The following is a 19528-nucleotide window of genomic DNA, read 5'->3' on the forward strand; positions in this document are numbered from 1 at the left end:
AAGTTAATTAATTAATCAAAAAGTTAACTTATTTTGGGCGATAAGTTCAAAAATAGTTAACTAAAAATGTGTAACAATGACAAAGATAAATAATAAAAACAAAAGAATATTGAACTTATTGCACATATGTGTTACTCTTTAGATGACAAACAACAAACAATAACTTAATTTGAAAAACTGAAATATTAACTAATCTGAAATTTAGTTAATTACAGACAACACTGCAAAGGAATTAAAAATCAAATTAAGGGGCAGAAGTCGAAAGGAGAGGCAATATGAAAAAAGTTATTTCGTTACTGTTGGTGGGGACGATGGCCGGTATGATGCTCGCCGGGTGCGGCAGTACGGCGAAAGAAGCGGCCACGGAGGCGCCAAAGGAGACAACGGCTGCTCCGGCTGCCACAGGGGAGAAGAGTGGAGATGCTTCCACGGCGGAGACATCGGAAGCCGCGGCCCAGGGGGAGAAGACCTACCGGGTAGCCAATCTTGTAAAACAGCTGGGCACCGCCTGGTATCAGAGACAGCAGCTCGGACTGGATGTCATGAACAAGGAAGGCGGTGTGGACTGCTTTATGGTAGGTCCGGAGACGGCGGATGCCGCACTTCAAGTCAAAATCATGGAGGACTTAATAGCCCAGGGCGTGGATGCCATCACTGTGGTGCCAGTGTCCGTGGAAGCTCTGGAACCCGTGTGCAAAAAGGCGAGGGAAGCCGGCATTATAGTCATATCCCATGAGGCCGCCGGCATGGAAAATGTGGATTACGATGTGGAAGCATTTGACAATGCCGCCTACGGCACCTACATGATGGACCTGCTTGCGGAGTCCATGGGCAAGAAAGGGGAGTACGCTACCACGGTCGGTTTCCTGACCTCCAAATCACACAACGAGTGGATGGACGCGGCCGTAGCCAGACAGAAGGAAGCCTACCCCGATATGACACTTGTTGCCGATAAAATCGAAGAAAATGATAACTCCCAGACCGGCTACGACAAGTTCCAGGAGCTTGTCAAGACCTACCCGGACTTAAGCGGTATCCTGGTATCCTCCATGTCCGGCACCCAGGGCGTAGGACTTGCCATCGAGGAAATGGGACTGGCTGGAAAAGTAAATGCGGTGGGAACCTGCATCGTTTCCGTCTCCGGGCCATATCTGGAGAGCGGCGCCCTGACCACTACCACCTTCTGGGACCCGGCAGGAGCCGGCTACGCGCTGAACAAAGTTGCCCTCATGGCTTTAAGGGGAGAGGAAATCAAGACGGGAACCGATTTAGGCTATACCGGATATGAGTCCATAACCCTGAACGGTAATGTGGTTTACGGCAGTGATACGCTGTCCGCAACGAAGGAAAATATGGCCGATTATCCATTCTAAGATCGAATCATCAGATTAATTCCGGAATCCGGCGGCCCAGGCAGTTAACCAGTGGCCGCCCGGTAACCGGACGCATTAAAAACAGGATAACAGGAAGAAGAGGATAGGATGTCCGAATGTTTATTGGAGCTGAGAGGAATCAACAAATCTTTCGGCGGAGTGAATGCATTAACAAATATCAATATGAAAATATATCCGGGACAGGTACTCTGCCTGGCAGGAGAGAACGGCTGTGGGAAATCCACCCTGATTAAAATCATATCTGGCTTTTATACTCCGGATGGCGGCACCATCATCATGGACGGCAGAGAATATGAGAAAATGGACCTGCGGGAAGCGATCAAAGCCGGCATCCAGGTGGTATACCAGGATTTCTCCATTTTCCCCAATCTCACCGTCTATGAAAATATCGGGTTGAACAAGCTATTAGTCAACCGCAGAAAGCTGGTGAGCCGCGGCATTATGAAGGAGACAGCGGAGTCTGCGCTAAACCAGATAGGAGCCGACATCCCGCTGACTGCCAAGGTGGAGGAGCTTTCCGTGGCGGATAAACAGTTGGTAGCCATCGCCAGAGCCATCGTCAACGATGCCAGAATTTTGATTCTGGATGAGCCGACATCGGCGTTGACCAACCGGGAGGTGAAGGAACTCTTCAAGGTGATTGAGAGCCTGAAGGAAAAAGGGATCGCTATCGTTTTCGTCAGCCACAAGCTGGATGAGATCTTTCGAATCTGCGACCGCGTCTCGGTCTTAAGCAACGGAAAGAGCGTGATTGAGGATGACATCGGGAAGTTTGACAAGAAAAAACTGGTCTACTACATGACCGGAAAAGAGTACAACGATAAATCCCTGGCCTCCGGTATGACAGGGACGGAACCCATCATGACGGTGCATGGACTGGGGTTAAAAAATTGTTTTGAGGATATCAATTTTGAACTGTATCCCGGCGAGGTTCTTGGAATCACAGGACTTTTGGGCTCCGGAAGAACGGAACTGGCTCAGGCCATCTACGGGATAACACCGGCGGAACGTGGCGAGATTCAAATCAAGGGAAAGACCGTTCGAATCAAAAATGTGCAGGACGGCCTGCGCCATAAGATTGCCTACATACCTGAGGACCGGCTGACAGAAGGACTGTTTCTGCCCCAGTCCATTTCCAGAAACATGATGATCAGCTCCCTGTGGAAGGTAAGCAGCCGGGGCGGCGTGATGAACTGGAAGCTGGTGGAGAACAGTGTGAAGGAGTGGGTGGAGAGACTGAAGGTAAAGACTGACAACCCTGAGAATCCGGTGGATACACTCTCCGGCGGTAATCAACAGAAGGTGGTGCTGGCAAAGGGGCTGGCCACGGAGCCGGCCATCATGATTCTCAACTGTCCCACCGTGGGCGTCGACATCGGTTCCAAGATGGATATCAGCCGGCTGATGCAGCAGGTGGCGGCACAGGGGATCGGCGTCATTTTAATCTCTGATGATTCCAACGAAATTCTGGTGAACTGCCGGCGTTTCCTCATGATAAAAAATGGGCGGATACAGGGGGAGTATCAGAGCGAGGACTTTACGGAGGAATCACTTTACACGGAGCTGATTTGCTGACGAAGGGGAGGGAAACATGAAGAAAATCAACAATGAAGGGGTGCTTTGCATCGTTATGGTGCTGGTCATTGCCATCATCAGTGTCATCAATCCCAATTTCCTGACGGTTGGCAATTTTATTGATATGATACGGAGCAGCATTGTGACAGGCATTTTTGCGGTGGGAGCTATGATGGTGATGATATCCGGGGGGATTGATGTGTCCTTTCCGGCGATAGCGGCATTTGCCATGTATTCTACCACAAGGATATTCAATGGAATCGGTTATGAGGGCGGTATCGTCTGGCCGTTTCTGGTATCCATGGGGATTGGGGCCGTGCTTGGGACGTTCAATGCGTTTTTGGTCCACCATATGAGAATCCCCACATTTATCGCGACGATTGGGACCCAGAACCTGTTTAGCGGTATTCTGCTGACATTTATCGGTTCCAACGCCATTATGAACCTGCCGAAATGTTTTACCAGGTTTGCAAAAACAAACCTCATTACCGTGCAGGGGCAGGTGGGAAATTCTTCCCTGCCGGTCAGTCTGCTGTTTTTGGCCGGGCTGGCGGCGCTGGTATATTTCATCATGCAGTACACCGTGCTGGGCCGGGGAATCTACGCGGTGGGCGGCAGTATGGTGTCAGCGAGACGGATTGGATTTTCCGTGGCGTTGATTCAGTATTTTTTGTATAGCTTTGTGGGAGCTGTGGCGGGAGCCGGCGGGCTGATCCATACCTGCCTGATGAGAACCTCTAACCCTTTTGACGTGCTTGGCACGGAGTTGTCTGTGATTGCGGCGGTGGTGCTGGGAGGAACCAGCATTACCGGAGGAAGAGGGACAATCAGGGGGACGCTGATGGGGGTGTTTACCATCACCATTATCAGTAACTCTCTGATTTTAATTGGGATTTCCACCTACTGGCAGAGGGCAGTGCTGGGGATTCTCATTATTGTCAGCATCGCGCTGACCACGATACAAAACAGACGGAAGGTGCAGAACGGAAAACACCGGGTGGAAGGAGGCGTGGCCGCATGAAGCAGTGGAAGTTAAAAAGGACTGGGGATGCGACGGTGGCGAAGCTGTTTATCATTATCGCGGCTGTGCTGGTTGTGATGAGTTTTCTGATGCCGGGAGTATTTTTTACGGTGAAGAATTTTAAATCCATGGCGTTTCAATTCCCTGAGTTTGGTATTTTCGCCATCGCCATGGCGCTGGCCATGATGACGGGAGGCTGTGACTTGTCTATCGTCAGCGTGGGGAATCTGGCAGCCATTTTATCCGGAACATTTATTTTGAAAATGGCGGGAAATGCGGATGGTTTTAAGCTATGGCTGGTGATTCTGGCAGCATTTTTAATCGCGCTGGTGACAGGGATGGCGGCAGGGCTGTTTAATGGACTCTGCATTGCCGGGATTGGGATTCCACCGATTCTGACCACTCTTGGGACCATGCAGCTGTTTGCCGGTATCGGGATTGTGGTCACCAGGGGGACGTCCCTGTATTCCTTCCCGGAGCAGCTCAATCAGCTGGGCAACGGTTATCTGTTTGGTTTTCTGCCCATACCGGCGGTGTTGTTTCTTCTGGTGGTGCTTCTGCTTATATTTCTAATCCAGAAATGTTCCTTCGGCATCAAGCTGTATATGATAGGGACTAATGCCAAGGCGGCGGAATTTTCCGGGGCGGACAATCGGAAGATGGTTATTCTCTCGTATATGTTGAGCGGAATTCTGGCGGCGACGGCAGGATTTATCATTCTGGCAAGGACCAACTCGGCCAATGCGGATTACGGGAGCAACTACATTATCCAGAGTATGCTGGTGGCTATCATGGGCGGTGTGGACCCCAAAGGCGGAAAAGGGAAGGTGACGGGGATTGTGATGGCGGTGTTCACGCTCCAGCTGCTCTCCAGCGGGCTGAATATGATGAATGTGAGCAGCTATTTCAAACAGTTGATTTACGGAGCGCTGCTGCTGTCCATGATCATCACCAATACATTTCCAATCAGGGAATATGTGAAAAAATTAACGGCAAGAGTTTGCAGAAAGGGTATAGGACATGAATCATAAGGCAAAAGCGGTTTTTGGAAACCATCCGTTTACGGAGGAGGAGAAGGATACTCCTATCTATATGGATGCCAGCAATATCGGGCAGTTTATTTATCCCGATTTTGGGCTGGATTACAGCGATTTGAATTACATGTATTTGAGCACGGATTCCCTGACGGTGTGCAGTATGGAGATTGGGCCGGGGGGATTTTTCAACCCGCCGGATTATCATCCGGGGGATGAGGCGTATTTTGTGCTGGAGGGGGTAATTACCCAGTTCAATCCGGCTACGGGCCAGTGCATTGAAGTGAAAGAGGGGGAGGCGCTGCTGATTCCGAAGGGGACGCTGCATTCGGCTTATAACTTCGGTGAAAAGGCAGTGAAGGTTTTGGCGGTTATCGCGCCGAAAATTGTGGAGTCCCAGGAATTTCCCACGGATGTCAATGGGGCGAAGCGGATTTTCCATTATAACAGGGACGAGGTGCCGGAACGGATTGGGGACTGGGACGAGCCCCAGGTTTACGGGACGGTGGACCATCTGGGAGTATGGCCGGCGCCGGGAGAGGTTTTGCGGGAAAAACAGCTGATTTATCACATTACGGAGCAGAAGAAGCTGAAGGTGATTGCGGGGGATACAAGACCGGTGCTGATGAAGTTTGCGGTGAGCAACGATTTTCTTCACATGGGAGAGTATATTGTCCCGGCAGGCGGCGTGGTGGCCAGACATTCGGAGATACTGTGCCACGGCAGTGAGGCGTTTCTGCTTGGAATGGAAGGCCCTATGACGGTTTATTTGACGGACACCAGGGAGACCTACATTTTGAAACATTATGAGGGATTGTATATTCCGGCAGGCATGAAGTATCAACTGATCAACTACGGTACGGTGGGTGCCAGAGCAATATTTGCCATTGCAAAAAATCTTTAAGTTGTGTATGATGAAATGGAAAATATTTCCATATTCCGGAGGCGGTGAGGGCTGACGGAGATGGGGCCGGTAGAGGGAAATTTATGAGAAATAAAGAGATTGCGCAGATTCTGAACATATCTCCAGCCGCCGTTTCCATGGCGCTGAACAACAAGGGCGGTGTGAGTGAGTCCACCAAAAAGAAAATCCTGGAGCTGAAGTACGCGGCCCCAAAAAAAGAGGAGGAAGCGGAGCATAAAAAGGGCAGTCTGCTGTTCTCCATCCACAAAAAGCACGGAAATGTGATTGCGGAGACTCATTTCTTCGTGACTGTGATGGATGCCATCCAGAAGCAGGCGGACGCGCTGGGATATTACGTGAATATTGTCCACTATGAGCCGAGCCTGCCCATCGAGGAGTTTATGGGAAATGTGAACATGGAGGAAATTAAGGGCATCCTGCTGCTGGCTACGGAGATGAACGGGGCGGATTTAGCCTATTACCAGAAATGGGAGAAACCGCTTGTCATTCTGGACAACTGGTTTGCGGGCCGCAATTTAGACTGCGTCCTGATGGACAATGTGGACGGGATCATCCAGGCGGTTGCCTACGCCTGCCGCAAGGGACACCGGAAGATTGGGTTTGTGGGCAGCAGGACAAAACTTCACAACTTCCAGGAGCGATACGAGGGCTACAAACAGGGGCTGCGCCGGGCGGGCCTGCCTTACCAGTCCAAATATGTCTACGAGACCAGGTGTTCCACCGAGGGGGTCTGCCAGGATATGCTGGAGCTTTTGAAGGAGGAGAAGGACTGGCCGTCCATTCTGATTGTGTCCAATGATGTGATGGCGATTGGCATCATGAATGCCTTTAAGCAGTCAGGGTATCAGGTGGGCAAAGACATTTCCATCATCGGCTTTGATAATATGCCCATTGACCAGTATCTAGAGCCGCCGCTGACCTCCATCAATATCCAAAATGAAAAAATCGGCCAGATTGCGGTGAGACGGCTGGTGGAGAAGATTGAGGAGGATGAAAATGATTACTCCGTTCATAACCAGATTGGAGTGAACCTGGTGGAGCGGAAGAGTGTACGTGATTTGACGGATATCTGAAAATGAAAACCGCCTCGAAGCAGTGGGTGCTTCGAGGTGGTTTTGTTATGATTTAATGATCTCCAGCATACCCGCGATATCCTCGGTGGCCATGGTTACTTTTGACTTTTCAATCAGGATATTGCCACCGGTCATGATGTAGGATGGCATGATACGAATATCGCCGTAGTAGAGCTGGCTGTTTCGCAGTTTGTAGGTGGAGATGGCGGGGACGACATTTTTCTTTGCCGTTTTTTTGGTAATCATGTTGAAGGCTTTTTTGGCGACATCGCCCATGAGCATGATGACCTTTACATTTGGAAAGAGAGCAAGTTCCTGTTCCAGGTAGGGGAGACTTTTTTCGATGCTGCTTTTATCAATGGCATAGTCGGTTTTGGGAGTTTTTACCGCATTTGTGATATAGATTCCCAGCTGCAGGATGTCCTGAATCGAAGTAACCTGGGCCCCGGCCCCCTGCATCAGAGGGATAGTTGTCTTTAGGTAATTGGCGCCGGGGACGCCGTAGAAATCCTGGCTGGCATCGGAGGGGACGACTTCATTGATCAGAATGGCTTTTATGGTGGATGGGTCGATATCGATGTCATTGAGGCGGATATCCTCCGAGGTACCGACGGCATTTTCCAGCGTTTGTTTGATATTCATATGGCTGCACTCCTCTGTGATAGTTTTTTCATATTATATCATAGGAATCATGACAACTGGGTGTCGGGTTTGAAGAAATTTATCTGTAAATGTGGAAGTATTAAGCATTTAACGGCTCTGGCTTTTGGAATGATTCGATGATATACTTATCAAAATAGTGGAAAATGGAGGAGGTTTTCTTATGGCAAATCCGTATCGGATCGTAGACGAAAAAAACTGGGAGAGGGCCATGCACTGTATGGTGTTTAGAAACAGTGTGGAACCGGCGTTCTGTGTCACGTTTGAAGTTGATGTCACAAATTTTCTGCAAAAAAACGAGGGAACAGAAATTTTCCTTCACGCTTGCCATGGTGTATGCCGTATGCAGATGTGCCAATGAAATTGAGACTTTCCGGTACCGTTTTCTGGACGGGAAGATTGTGGTGTTTGACAGGATTGATACCGCATTTACCTACCTCAATCGGGATACGGAATTGTTCAAAGTGGTAAATGTTCCTATGATGGACAGCATTCAGGAATATGTAGAAACGGCATCCAAAACAGCAGAAGAGCAAAAGGAGTATTTTACAGGCCCCCTGGGAAACGATGTCTTCCAATGTTCCCCCATGCCATGGATAACCTATACCCACATTTCCCACACCAATTCAGGCAAAAAGGATAACGCGACGCCTCTGTTTGACTGGGGGAAATATTATGAAAAAGACGGAAGAATACTCATGCCAATCTCCGTCCAGGCCCACCATTCCTTCGTCGACGGAATTCATGTTGGAAAGTTTGCGGAGGGGTTACAGACTTATTTGGATGAGTATTAGAGTTCACTGCTGCCAACCATTGTTGCTGCCCGGTTGGTCGACGGGATTGTAGTGCTAAGGTTTTCTCGGAAGGAATATTTTGTTTCTGCCGAGATATTCTCAATTAAATATTTTCTTTTAATCCATTAAGTCTTGTAGTAATTCAGCATACTCACTAAGGATAAGCTGCCATCTTTTGCGCTCTGTATGAGAGTAATGGAACACATATCCTGAGTAAGAAAAATTGACCATCGGTTGTATCCTATCAATTGCTGACAAAACTTTTTTTCGATAATAGTGGTCATATATGCATTTCGCTTTTTCTTTTGATAAATCTAATTCTTTTCCAATAACTGTAAAGGTTTTATTTTGACATTCTTTTGCTTCCAAGATTTGTTTTTCAAGAGTTAAAATTTGAGCATCTGATAATTTCCTGTAATCAGGAAAATCTTTGTAATATCCAAACATAACCGGTTCACCAACTCTGAATGTGTTTAAATACGCTTGATAGTTTTCTTCTAAATAAGCGGCGGAAAGAGCCGGATTTTCATAGAAATTCATGATATCATATAAGTTTATTTCAATTTTAATGCTATTAAGATAGCAGCAGTAGCATTTATTCAATTTATATAAAAATTGATAATATTTTTGTATAACTCGACCGGCACTGAGATTTGTGTCGTATGCTATTTCCTTATAAGTTTTCCCTTGTTGTTTTAATTTCACAATTTCATAATGCGTTTTGTGATTTTTTATAAATTCAGTATATGTCATCATATTTCCTTTCTCTTCAGAACCAATCATCAAAGCTCTTAAATTTTTTATTAGTCTAACCACATGGTACGTTAATGTAACGTAAAATGCCGCATTATTTATGATAGGGTCAAGGTACACTACATAAACTTAAGGATAGAGTATGAAAAAAATAACCTTTGGCAATGATAAAAATATAATCAATAAAAAGTTAAAATCCATAAGAATAAAAAGAAATTTAACGCAATATGAACTGGCGGCTAAAATGCAAACGCTTGATATTAACATAGACCAGCAAATGATTAGTAAAATAGAAAATAATGCTCGTATTGTGACAGATTATGAGTTAGCTTGTTTTTGTCGTGTGCTGGATGTAGACGTAAATGAAATGCTGAAAGATTTTTATGATAATTTGAAAATGAAACATTGATAGCAACGACAAATCATTTCATGTACTTTTTCTTTGTTGGAATATCATCTGCTTTACGTTTATGTAACGTATTATAATCCTTATTTCATGTTAAAGTCAAGAAAATACGTCTCTTTAGCGTGGAAAAAATATGAGAAAAATAATTTTTGGAAATAAGAAAAATATAATTGGTGAGCGTCTGCGGGATTTGCGGAAAGAAAAACATTTGTCGCAGAGCGAACTGGCGGCAAGGATGCAGACCCTTGATGTTAATATGGACCAGCAAATGATTAGTAAAATCGAAAACAATGAGCGCATTGTGACCGATTACGAGCTGGTCTGTTTTTGTTATGTGCTGGGAGCGGACGTAAAGGAAATGCTGCAAAAGTTTTATGATGAATTTGAGAATTACGCGAATCCATCCCATGTAACGAAATGACGTTGTATTTTGGCTTAATTTGTAACGTTCTTCTGAATTCTTAAGCCGGATATTCGACTGGAAGGGAAATTGTGGGAACTTGAAGAAAAATTCCGGTGAATCTCGTTAAAGTATAGAGAGGGAAGAATTCCCTAGGGTGGAGAGGAGATTCACTATGAAAAGAGCAATCATTTTTGTGAGCAGTCTGCTGCTGTGCCTCTGTATGACCGGATGCAGCAGCTCCGAGTTTATGGCGGGCAGTTATTATAACAACTATGAAGCGGGCCAGATGGACGGCGACTATAAGATATCCGGCAGCGTGCACGTGGAGGATTCGATTATGGTTCTGTATTTCACGGCATTGGAAAAGACCAGTTTTCACCTGTACGGAGAATTGAAAGACATTTCCGGTTCGGATAATTTACAGCTGGTGTATGTCAATTCCGATGACGTGGAGACTGTGGTATTGGATGAGGATGTGTCCGGGAAGAGAAAGCTGACCGTTGACACAAGCCTTCGGATTGATGAGGGAAAAGGCCATCTGGAATTCCGTGGGGAGTCCCTGGCATTTAAAATGAAACTCGCAGCAAGTAATATAGAATGGAATAAATTCGATCATCTCAATGTGACAAGCTGGACCGAGGCGAAAACGGGAGACGTCCAGGCGCCGGAGAGCGGCAGCGCCAGCGATACCGGGGACAGCGGAGACCTGTTAAATGACACATTAGCCACCTACACCAGCGAGGAGGACGAATACACCGTATTGAGCACCGAGATGGCTGAGGACTCAAACGTAACCGTGAAACTGATCATCGATGTCACCAACCAGAATGAGGAGAGCAGTATGACATTCCACGGCTTTCATCTGTACTATCGAACCGCGGATGGACAGACCGTAGACGTCATAGACTATGAGGGAGACAGTTTCGCCATGGGCAGTTTTCGGTGGAAGGACAGCTTCGAGCAGGAAGTAAAACTGCCAAAGGGAACCAATGAACTGCGATTGGAGAACAAAAAAGGAAAGAATTATAAAATGACATTATCGGTAAAGGTGATGCAGACAGAGTAAAACAATGGCAGGTTTATATACAAATTTCACACGTATATAGACCTGCCAATTGTGCGTCCATCTGTGCATGTTGTGCAAGAATCCACCATTTTCCATGGAATTATGATAAGGTTAGCTCACTTAAATCATACAAGGGAGGGTAATACTATGTTAGCAATTAACATGGCAGATGTGGTAAATGTACTCAACACATGCAAACCATATCTCATCGGCTTTGCCGTCGTACTGGTGCTTGCAATCATCGCAATCATCGCAGTGAGAAAGATGGAGAGCGCAAAAAGGAAACTGATACGGGCGCAGGCGGGAATCGCTATCCTGCTGGCACTGGTTGTGGTAGTGAATATGATTTGCTGGGGACCTATGTCCAGCTTGATTTCACTGGCAACCGGCAACGGAACCATCACGGAGGAGACATCCGATGAGGCGACGGCTCTGTGTACGGAGATAGCCGAGGAAGGCATCGTGCTTTTAAAGAATGAGGGAAATACGCTTCCTATCGCGGGTGGAAACTTAAACGTGTTTGGCTGGGCATCCACCAACCCCTGCTACGGCGGGACCGGTTCCGGCTCCTTATCTGATGCCTATGAGACGGTGAGTCTGCTTCAGGGTCTGGAGCACGCCGGCTTTACGCTCAACAAAGAGCTTTCCGATTTCTATACTACATATCGCGCAGACCGTCCGGTCGTGGGCATGTGGGAGCAGGACTGGACCCTGCCGGAGCCGACAGCGGCTTCCTACAGCGCGGATTTAATCAACAATGCGAAAGCATTTTCCGACACGGCTATGGTGGTGATTACCAGAGTTGGCGGGGAAGGCGCGGATTTACCCACGGATGTGAGCCAGGTGACATACCAGAACAACTCCGCGGACTATCAGGATTTTGAGCCGGGAGAGCATTTTCTCCAGCTTAACAGAACCGAGAGAGACATGTTAGACCTGGTATGTGAAAACTTTGACAAGGTTGTCGTGGTATACAACGGCGCCAATGCCATGGAACTTGGTTTTGTAAATGATTACGAGCAGATTAAGAGTGTGGTATGGTGTCCGGGAACCGGTCAGTCCGGCTTTGAAGGACTGGGTGAGATTCTCAGTGGACAGGTCAATCCATCCGGCAAGACCAGCGACACTTTCGTGATGGACTTAACCGCCACACCGACCGCCAATAACTTTGGCAGTTTCATTTATGACAATATGGAAGAGTTCAAGGTCAGCCAGACCGGATTTACCGGCAAGGAGGAGATCACATGGCCGTCCTTCGTCAACTACGTGGAGGGCATCTATGTAGGATACCGCTTCTACGAGACAGCAGCGGCAGAGGGACTGATTAATTATGATGAAACCGTGCTTTACCCGTTTGGACACGGTCTGTCCTACACTTCCTTCAGCCAGGAAATGGGTGACATCGCTGAGAACAATGGCCAGATTACCTTTGACGTCACGGTGACCAACACCGGTGATATCGCTGGAAAAGATGTGGTGCAGGTCTACTATAACCCGCCTTACACAGACGGTGGAATTGAGAAGGCTTCGGCAAATCTCATAGCCTTTGACAAGACCGATATCCTGAATCCGGGCGAATCCCAGGTTCTCACCATCTCCTTTGCAGCTGAGGATATGGCTTCCTATGATTACAAAGACGCAAAAGGCTATGTTTTGGAGGCAGGCGATTATCACATCAGCATCAACCGTGATTCCCACAACGTGCTGGCGGAGCGGACTTATACCGTAGACTCCACAGTAAGCTATACCGGAGAACAAGGACGTTCCAGTGATGCGATGACCGTGAGCAACGTATTTGACTATGCGGCAGGCGAGGTGACTTATCTCTCCCGTGCGGACGGATTTGCCAATTATCAGGAGGCAACCACGGCTCCAGCCAGCCTGACCATGAAAGAAGATGTGAAAGCCACATTTATCAATAACAGCAACTACCATCCGGACGATTACAACCGGGCGGAAGATGAGATGCCGAAGACTGGCGCAAAGAATTCGGTGAAACTGGCCGACCTGCGTGGGGCCGGATACGATGACCCGCAGTGGGAGAACCTGCTTGATAATATGACCATCAGTGATATGGACACCGTGATTGCCTTAGGCGGCTATCAGACCGCTGCGGCAGGAAGCGTAGGGAAGGTTCAGACCATCGACTGCGACGGCCCGGCCTCCATCAACAACAACTTTACCGGAACCGGCTCTATCGGATTCCCGTCGGCTGTTATGATTGCCTGCACCTGGAATGAGGATATCGCAGAGGCATTTGGCGCAAGCATTGGTAAAATGGCGGACGAGATGGGAGTATCCGGCTGGTATGCACCGGCTATGAATATCCACCGCTCGGCATTTGCAGGAAGAAACTTTGAGTATTATTCTGAGGACGGCGTGCTGTCCGGCAAAATTGCGGCAAAAGCGGTGATCGGAGCGGAGCAGTATGGTGTGTACGCCTACCTCAAGCATTTTGCGCTGAACGACCAGGAGACGAACCGCTGCAGTATGCTGTGTACATGGACCAATGAGCAGGCAATCCGCGAGATTTATTTAAAGCCATTTGAGATTGCCGTAAAAGAAGGCAAAGCAAAAGCCATCATGTCCTCCTTCAACTACATCGGAACCAGATGGGCAGGCGGCTCCTCCGAGCTGTGCAACACGGTGCTCCGGGATGAGTGGGGCTTCAAGGGATTTGTGCTGACAGATTACTTTGGCGTTTACGGCTATATGAGTTCCGACCAGGCTATCCGAAACGGTACGGACGCTATGCTGGTGGCCTATGACACGGAGACAAACCATGTGAAGGACACCAAGAGCGCAACCGGTGTTCAGGCAATGCGCCAGGCATGTAAGAATGTGATGTACACGGTAGTCAACAGCCGGGCTTATGCGCCGGAGAATTTACAGACCGGACTTATGGCATGGCAGGTGATGGCCATTGTGATAGACGTGGTTTTGGCAGCCGGACTTTTGGCGCTGGAAGCAGTTGCGGTGAAACGCTTCAAAAAGAGAAGAGTGGAAGCCGGCGCGCAGGTTGACAAAGAGGACATGGACCAGTAATCTAGGATGTGAGGAGCAGCGCAGTGGAAAAGACAAAAAATATGGGTTTTTGGGGAACGTTTAAGTCAAAACACCCGGAGATCGCTCAGTTTATCGTGTTTTTTATAATCAGTAACGGCGTGACCGTGTTACAGATGGTTCTGATGCCGCTGATTAAATACTTATTTGGATTCACCCCCCTTGTGAGCACCAGTTTTCAGGTGCTCCCGGTGGGGCACAACCTGGACGGTGGAATCTACTACGTGTTTGATTATGCGGCGGGGAACATCGCCTCCGGTGGAGGCGGCGGACTTGCCTACTTCCTGGCGGTGGAGATTACCCTTTTGATTGCCCAGGTAATCAACTTCTTCCTCCAGCGGAATGTGACATTCAAGTCCAACACCAGTGTTGTCAGGGCGGCGGTATGGTACTTTATCGCCTGGGTCATCATTTCCGTGGGCGCCGCGGCGCTGCAGGGGCTTTACAAGACGCCGATTTACACGTTCTTTATGAACAGCCTGGGCAGCGGAGCGGGGACGACCGTGGCCGATATTATCACGATGCTGATTAACTGTGTGATTTCTTTCTGGGTATTTTATCCGATATTGAAAGTCATCTTTAAAGAAAAGGAAGGGCAGACGGCATAATGAAGCATGGAACTATCATCAAGAACATGACTGTGGAGGAGAAGGCGGCCTTCCTCAGTGGGAAAAATGAGTGGCAGACCAGGGATTTCCCCCGCCTTGGAATTTCCTCCATCCTGTGTTCCGATGGCCCTCACGGCGTCCGCAAGCAGGCGGGCGCCGGCGACCACCTGGGGTTGAATCCGTCTCTGCCGGCAACCTGTTTTCCCACGGCGGCCACGGTTGCCGGAAGCTGGGATGAGGAGCTGGCCAGAGAGGTGGGGCAGGCTTTGGGGGAGGAAGCGGCGGCGCTGGGCGTTGACGTGCTTCTTGGCCCCGGCCTGAACATCAAGCGGAGCCCTCTCTGTGGACGAAATTTTGAATATTTTTCGGAGGACCCCTATCTCTCCGGAAAAATGGCGGCGGCCTATGTGAAAGGCATTCAGAGCCAGGGAGTCTACGCCTGTCCAAAGCATTTCGCGGTGAACAGCCAGGAGCTGCGGAGGATGGCCATGGATTCCGTGGTGGATGAGCGGACGCTGCGGGAAATCTACCTGACTGGGTTTGAGATTGCCGTGAAGGAAGGCGGGGCAAAGGCGCTGATGACCAGCTACAACCAGGTCAACGGGACCTATGCCAACGAGAATGAGCATCTCTTAAAGGAGATACTCCGGGATGAGTGGAACTACGAGGGAATCGTCATTACGGACTGGGGCGGCTCCAACGACCACGTGCGTGGAGTGGCAAACCGCTCCAATCTGGAGATGCCCACGCCGGGATTTGATTCCGCCAGACAGATTCTTGCGGCCCTGGAAGACGGAAAACTGACCATGGAGGAGCTGGATATCTGTGTGGACGATTTGCTGGACGCCGTTCTTACCTTGACGGCCAACCGCGAAGAACGGGCCGCGGCAGGCGGAAAAGGGAAAACGGTGGAAACTCCGGGCGAATTTGACAAGGCCGCGCATCATGCCCTGGCGAGAAGAGCGGCGGCGGAGAGCATGATACTCCTTAAAAATTTGCCGGACCAGGACCCGATACTCCCAATCAAGGAGAACTGCAAGGTGGCGTTCATCGGTGACTTTGCTATCACCCCCAGATACCAGGGAGCGGGTTCTTCCATGGTCAACGCGATCCGGGTGGAGACCGTCCAGCAGATGGCCGGTGATTATCCGTTCCAGCTGGTCGGCTGCGTTCCAGGCTACCAGCGCGGCGGGAAAGTGGATGAGGCCCTTGTAAAAGCGGCCCTCGATTTAGCGCGGGAGGCAGAGGTGGTCGTATACTGCTTTGGCCTGGATGAAATCAGCGAAGTGGAGGGAATGGACCGCAAACATATGCGGATTTCCCAAAATCAGATTGAACTATTGGAATCGCTTGTGAAGGTGAACCCCAATATCGTGGGCGTCATCAGCGCCGGTTCCCCGGTGGAGATGCCGTGGCATTACTGCTGCAAGGCTATCCTTCACGGGTACTTAGGCGGCCAGGCGGGAGCCGGGGCCATCCTGGATGTCCTGACCGGGAAGGTCAACCCCTCAGGAAGACTGAGCGAAACCTATCCCATCCGCTACGAGGATACCCCGGCTCTGCGCTGCTTCCCCAGCGTGGAGAGAAATTCGGAGTACCGCGAGGGCATCTATGTGGGTTACCGGTATTATGACACCAGCAGAGTGCGGGTGCAGTACCCCTTCGGCTATGGTCTGTCCTACACCTCCTTCGCTTACAGCAATCTGGAGGTGACGGAAGAAGGCGCAAGCTTCGATTTGGAAAATACCGGAAAGAGGGATGGCGCCGAGGTGGCACAGATGTATGTGGGCTGCTGGGATGGCAAAGTGTTCCGGCCGGAGAAGGAGCTGAAAGGCTTCCGGAAAGTTTATTTAAAAGCAGGGGAGAAACAGCGGGTGAGCATTCCCTTTGATGATAAGACATTCCGGTACTGGAATGTAAAGACGAACCGGTGGGAGACAGAGGCCGGGACCTATGGGATATTCGTGGGTTCCTGCGTCCTGGACATCCGGCTCAGCAGCAGCATCACGCTGGCAGGGACAGGCGCTCCATTGCCCTACGACATGGAAAAACTTCCGTCCTACCGCACCGGCCTGGTTCAGAGTGTGGAGACCGAGGAATTTGAGACGCTGCTGGGACATCCGGTGACGTCCGGAAAATGGTCCGGGGAGCTGGGAATCAACGACGCGGTCTGCCAGATGTATTATGCCAAGAGCGGTCTTGCCAGATTTATATACCGGGTACTGACTAACCGGGTAGAAAAAAATGAAGCCAAGGGAACGCCGGATTTAAATCTGCTGTTCCAGTACAACATCCCGTTCCGGGCCATCGCCAAGATGACCGGAGGCATGGTCAGCATGGAGATGGCATACGGCATGACGGATGCGGTGAACGGACATTTCTTCAGAGGAATGGGACGCGTCATCGGCGGTTTCTTCCGCAACAGAAAATACAACAAGGAATACGAGAAGAAACTGCTCGCTACTCCACCGGTATCAGAACCGACAAAGTAAACCAGTTGTCTTTGGACTGGAGGGTCATAGAGCCGCCGTACTTTTGTGCGGCGGCTTGAATGCTTTTTAAGCCGTATCCGTGATACTGGGTATTGTCCTTGGTGGTGCGTGGAAGATGGTTGGAGCCAAGCTTCAGCGTCGTGTCCGTATAATTTTCAAATTGAATCATCAAAAACTGGTTCTTTCGGAACATGGACATGGTGACTAAGCGCTTCTCCGGGTCGTCAAACTGGGAGACGCACTCGATGGCATTGTCCAAAGCATTTCCGAAAATGGAGCAGATGTCCTTTACGTGCATAAAGGAGATCAGGCTTCCGTCCGCCATGCAGGTGAAAGTAATCTGCTTTTGGGAGCAGTAGGTGCTCTTGGTGGTCAACACCACGTCCAGCACCCGGTTGCCGGTGTTGGTCAGGGCCTCCTGGGCCGTGATGGCCTGCTCCATTTCCTCCAAATACTGGTCCCGCTTCTTGGGGTCCTCCTCGGCGCGGATGGCAATCATGTAGTGCTTTAAGTCATGAAATTCCCTGCGGAGCAGCTCGATATTGTCGATGGACATGCGGTACTGGTCGTACTGGCGCTGCAGCATGACGTTCATCAGCTGGTTTTCGCCCCGCATCCGCAGTTCCTCCCGCTTCTCCAGCTGAGTGACCAGCATGACAAGTCCTCCGAAATCCACCAGGGTGCGGACGTAGAGGATGGAGCTGGTTGCGCTGGAAAACGGGGTATCCGGCATCACAAAACTCAGGTTACTGATGATAAATGCCGTCAGCGCGATGATGATGGCGCCGGACAGCTCTTTGTTGGTTATGTTTAAATTTTCATCCCTCGGAATGTGTTCCCGTTCCAAAAACCAGTAGCCGGCGAAGAGGAGCAGGTAGACTAACAGCATAATGACCGCGGCCAGAATCAGGCTTTGAAGCTGGAAATGAATCACCATCCAGACATTGAGCTGCCATTGGAGGGAGGCGGCCAGCTCTGCCAGCACGAAGGCCCGGACGCAACAAAAGCCCGCATCCTGCCGTGACACGTCACAAGTGAAGTAAATGGACAGATACATACAGAAAATAGCGCCCAGCATTCCGGGAATCCACAGAAACAGCGGCGCCATTCCCGCTAAATGCTGATAAAGCAGAAACCAGGCCAGCATGCCTCCCAGAACGCCATACAGCTTCCACCCGGACCATTTTCTGCGAAGAATCATGATATAAGTCACACATGCCGCCCATTCGGCCAACGCCGTGCATATCCTGGGGGTGTCAATCAAATTCGTTATATTCACCGCTGTATCCCTCCCACATAATCCGTAAAGGAATCAAGAAAACTCTTTTTGCGTGCCCGGCTGACGGAAAGCTCCGTCCCGTCTGAGAGACGTACCACGTTTGGCATCAGGGCGGTGACGTGAAGCAGGTTCACCAGATAGGCGTTGTGGCATTTGGCAAAGCCCTGGGGAAGCAGCAGTTCCTCCATGCGCTTTAGGGGACCGGCAGTGCGGTAGCTGCCCTTCTCCGTATGGACCAGAATGTTGTGCTTCTGGCTTTCCACATAAAAAATCTGGGACATGTCCAGCTTCATCTGACAGCCATCCACGTCCAGCGTGAGATAGCATTTGCTCTGCTTTTTCTGGACCTGCCGCACCGCTTTCCCAAGAATCTGTGAGAAGGCCAGGTAGGGCACCGGTTTTAACACATAGCCCAGGGCATCCACCGTGTAGCCCTGCACTGCAAACTGGACCGTGGAGGTGATGAAGATAAATATCACGTCCTCATCCAGGGCCCTTATTTTTTCAGCAGTGCTCATGCCGTCCAGATGCTTCATCTGGATGTCCAAGAGAATCACGTCATACTCCGCCTTATAATCGGAGACGATATCCAGACCGTCAGAAAAAGTGGAAACCTGAAAATGGGCGGAATTCTCCTGTTCATAGCGGCTCAAATAGCCGCGCAGAATCTGCATGTCATTTCTGTCATCTTCGACAACTGCAATCCGAATCATATCTTTTGCACCCCCTGAAAAAACTCTGATAATTCATTATAATGGATTGGCAAAAAAAGAACAAGTCTTAAGAGGCAGGGATGTTTGGTTCGGATATCCCCACCATATAGAATATACAGAATTAGCTTGAGGTTAAAGAATGGAAATCAATTTACTTATTTATAATTGGATAATGAATTTGTACTTTGACAAGAATGTTTTTGTGCATTACTATTAATTTGATGGTAATAAGGGAAAGGTTCGTACTATTTGGCAAATAGATGCAGCAA

The 19528-nt window shown here is 49.3% G+C and carries 16 protein-coding genes and 1 pseudogene; 13 read left to right on the forward strand and 4 right to left on the reverse strand.

The window, feature by feature from the left end:
* Positions 1-275: 275 nt before the first annotated feature.
* The 6 genes from HMPREF9473_RS17135 to HMPREF9473_RS17160 all read left to right on the forward strand — a co-directional run bounded on the left by HMPREF9473_RS17135 (position 276) and on the right by HMPREF9473_RS17160 (position 7022).
* Complete coding sequence (locus HMPREF9473_RS17135) at positions 276-1373, forward strand: autoinducer 2 ABC transporter substrate-binding protein (protein WP_006781445.1); 1098 nt, start codon at positions 276-278, stop codon at positions 1371-1373.
* A 108-nt stretch (positions 1374-1481) separates the two neighbouring features.
* A complete protein-coding gene (locus HMPREF9473_RS17140) occupies positions 1482-2969 on the forward strand; it encodes a sugar ABC transporter ATP-binding protein (RefSeq protein ID WP_006781446.1) in 1488 nt (495 codons plus the stop codon).
* Positions 2970-2985: 16 nt separating this feature from the next.
* Positions 2986-3990, forward strand: coding sequence for an ABC transporter permease (locus tag HMPREF9473_RS17145; RefSeq protein WP_006781447.1), 1005 nt, complete (start codon positions 2986-2988; stop codon positions 3988-3990).
* Positions 3987-5021 (forward strand): ABC transporter permease, encoded by a 1035-nt coding sequence (locus HMPREF9473_RS17150; RefSeq protein ID WP_006781448.1) that lies wholly within the window; start codon positions 3987-3989, stop codon positions 5019-5021. The genes HMPREF9473_RS17145 and HMPREF9473_RS17150 overlap by 4 nt, the downstream gene beginning before the upstream one ends.
* Entirely contained in the window at positions 5011-5928 is a 918-nt protein-coding gene (locus HMPREF9473_RS26420; RefSeq protein WP_006781449.1) for a cupin domain-containing protein, read from the forward strand. Before HMPREF9473_RS17150 ends, HMPREF9473_RS26420 begins: the two co-directional genes overlap by 11 nt.
* 83 nt (positions 5929-6011) lie before the next feature.
* Positions 6012-7022 carry a LacI family DNA-binding transcriptional regulator gene (locus HMPREF9473_RS17160; RefSeq protein ID WP_006781450.1) on the forward strand — a complete coding sequence of 337 codons (1011 nt, stop codon included), beginning with the start codon at positions 6012-6014 and terminating at the stop codon, positions 7020-7022.
* Positions 7023-7067: 45 nt separating this feature from the next.
* Here HMPREF9473_RS17160 and HMPREF9473_RS17165 read toward each other — a convergent pair whose 3' ends face one another.
* Positions 7068-7664 (reverse strand): uracil-DNA glycosylase family protein, encoded by a 597-nt coding sequence (locus HMPREF9473_RS17165; RefSeq protein ID WP_006781451.1) that lies wholly within the window; start codon positions 7662-7664, stop codon positions 7068-7070.
* A 181-nt stretch (positions 7665-7845) separates the two neighbouring features.
* On the opposite strand from HMPREF9473_RS17165, the pseudogene HMPREF9473_RS17170 reads away from it, so the two are divergent.
* Positions 7846-8476 (forward strand): annotated as a pseudogene (locus HMPREF9473_RS17170) (CatA-like O-acetyltransferase).
* A gap of 117 nt (positions 8477-8593) precedes the next feature.
* On the opposite strand, the gene HMPREF9473_RS17175 reads toward HMPREF9473_RS17170, so the two are convergent.
* Entirely contained in the window at positions 8594-9232 is a 639-nt protein-coding gene (locus HMPREF9473_RS17175; RefSeq protein ID WP_034859585.1) for a hypothetical protein, read from the reverse strand.
* A 139-nt stretch (positions 9233-9371) separates the two neighbouring features.
* On the opposite strand from HMPREF9473_RS17175, the gene HMPREF9473_RS17180 reads away from it, so the two are divergent.
* The 6 genes from HMPREF9473_RS17180 to HMPREF9473_RS17205 all read left to right on the forward strand — a co-directional run bounded on the left by HMPREF9473_RS17180 (position 9372) and on the right by HMPREF9473_RS17205 (position 17267).
* On the forward strand, positions 9372-9638 hold the full coding sequence (locus HMPREF9473_RS17180) for a helix-turn-helix domain-containing protein (protein ID WP_006781455.1): 267 nt from the start codon (positions 9372-9374) through the stop codon (positions 9636-9638).
* Positions 9639-9768: 130 nt separating this feature from the next.
* A complete protein-coding gene (locus tag HMPREF9473_RS17185; RefSeq protein WP_006781456.1) occupies positions 9769-10056 on the forward strand; it encodes a helix-turn-helix domain-containing protein in 288 nt (95 codons plus the stop codon).
* A gap of 154 nt (positions 10057-10210) precedes the next feature.
* Positions 10211-11104 (forward strand): hypothetical protein, encoded by an 894-nt coding sequence (locus tag HMPREF9473_RS17190; RefSeq protein WP_006781457.1) that lies wholly within the window; start codon positions 10211-10213, stop codon positions 11102-11104.
* 147 nt (positions 11105-11251) lie between these two features.
* Positions 11252-14149 carry a glycoside hydrolase family 3 protein gene (locus HMPREF9473_RS17195; RefSeq protein WP_006781458.1) on the forward strand — a complete coding sequence of 966 codons (2898 nt, stop codon included), beginning with the start codon at positions 11252-11254 and terminating at the stop codon, positions 14147-14149.
* Between the two features lie 23 nt (positions 14150-14172).
* The gene (locus HMPREF9473_RS17200; RefSeq protein WP_006781459.1) at positions 14173-14775 is read left to right on the forward strand and encodes a hypothetical protein; all 603 of its coding nucleotides are present in this window, start codon (positions 14173-14175) and stop codon (positions 14773-14775) included.
* A complete protein-coding gene (locus tag HMPREF9473_RS17205) occupies positions 14775-17267 on the forward strand; it encodes a beta-glucosidase family protein (protein WP_006781460.1) in 2493 nt (830 codons plus the stop codon). The genes HMPREF9473_RS17200 and HMPREF9473_RS17205 overlap by 1 nt, the downstream gene beginning before the upstream one ends.
* Here HMPREF9473_RS17205 and HMPREF9473_RS17210 read toward each other — a convergent pair.
* Positions 17236-18546: an ATP-binding protein gene (locus tag HMPREF9473_RS17210; RefSeq protein ID WP_006781461.1), complete on the reverse strand. Its 1311-nt coding sequence runs from the start codon at positions 18544-18546 to the stop codon at positions 17236-17238. The two genes, HMPREF9473_RS17205 and HMPREF9473_RS17210, sit on opposite strands and share 32 nt — an antisense overlap.
* Complete coding sequence (locus tag HMPREF9473_RS17215) at positions 18543-19259, reverse strand: LytR/AlgR family response regulator transcription factor (RefSeq protein ID WP_006781462.1); 717 nt, start codon at positions 19257-19259, stop codon at positions 18543-18545. The genes HMPREF9473_RS17210 and HMPREF9473_RS17215 overlap by 4 nt, the downstream gene beginning before the upstream one ends.
* Between the last annotated feature and the right edge of the window lie 269 nt (positions 19260-19528).

It is taken from the genome of Hungatella hathewayi WAL-18680 (assembly GCF_000235505.1).
Lineage (GTDB): Bacteria > Bacillota > Clostridia > Lachnospirales > Lachnospiraceae > Hungatella_A > Hungatella_A hathewayi_A.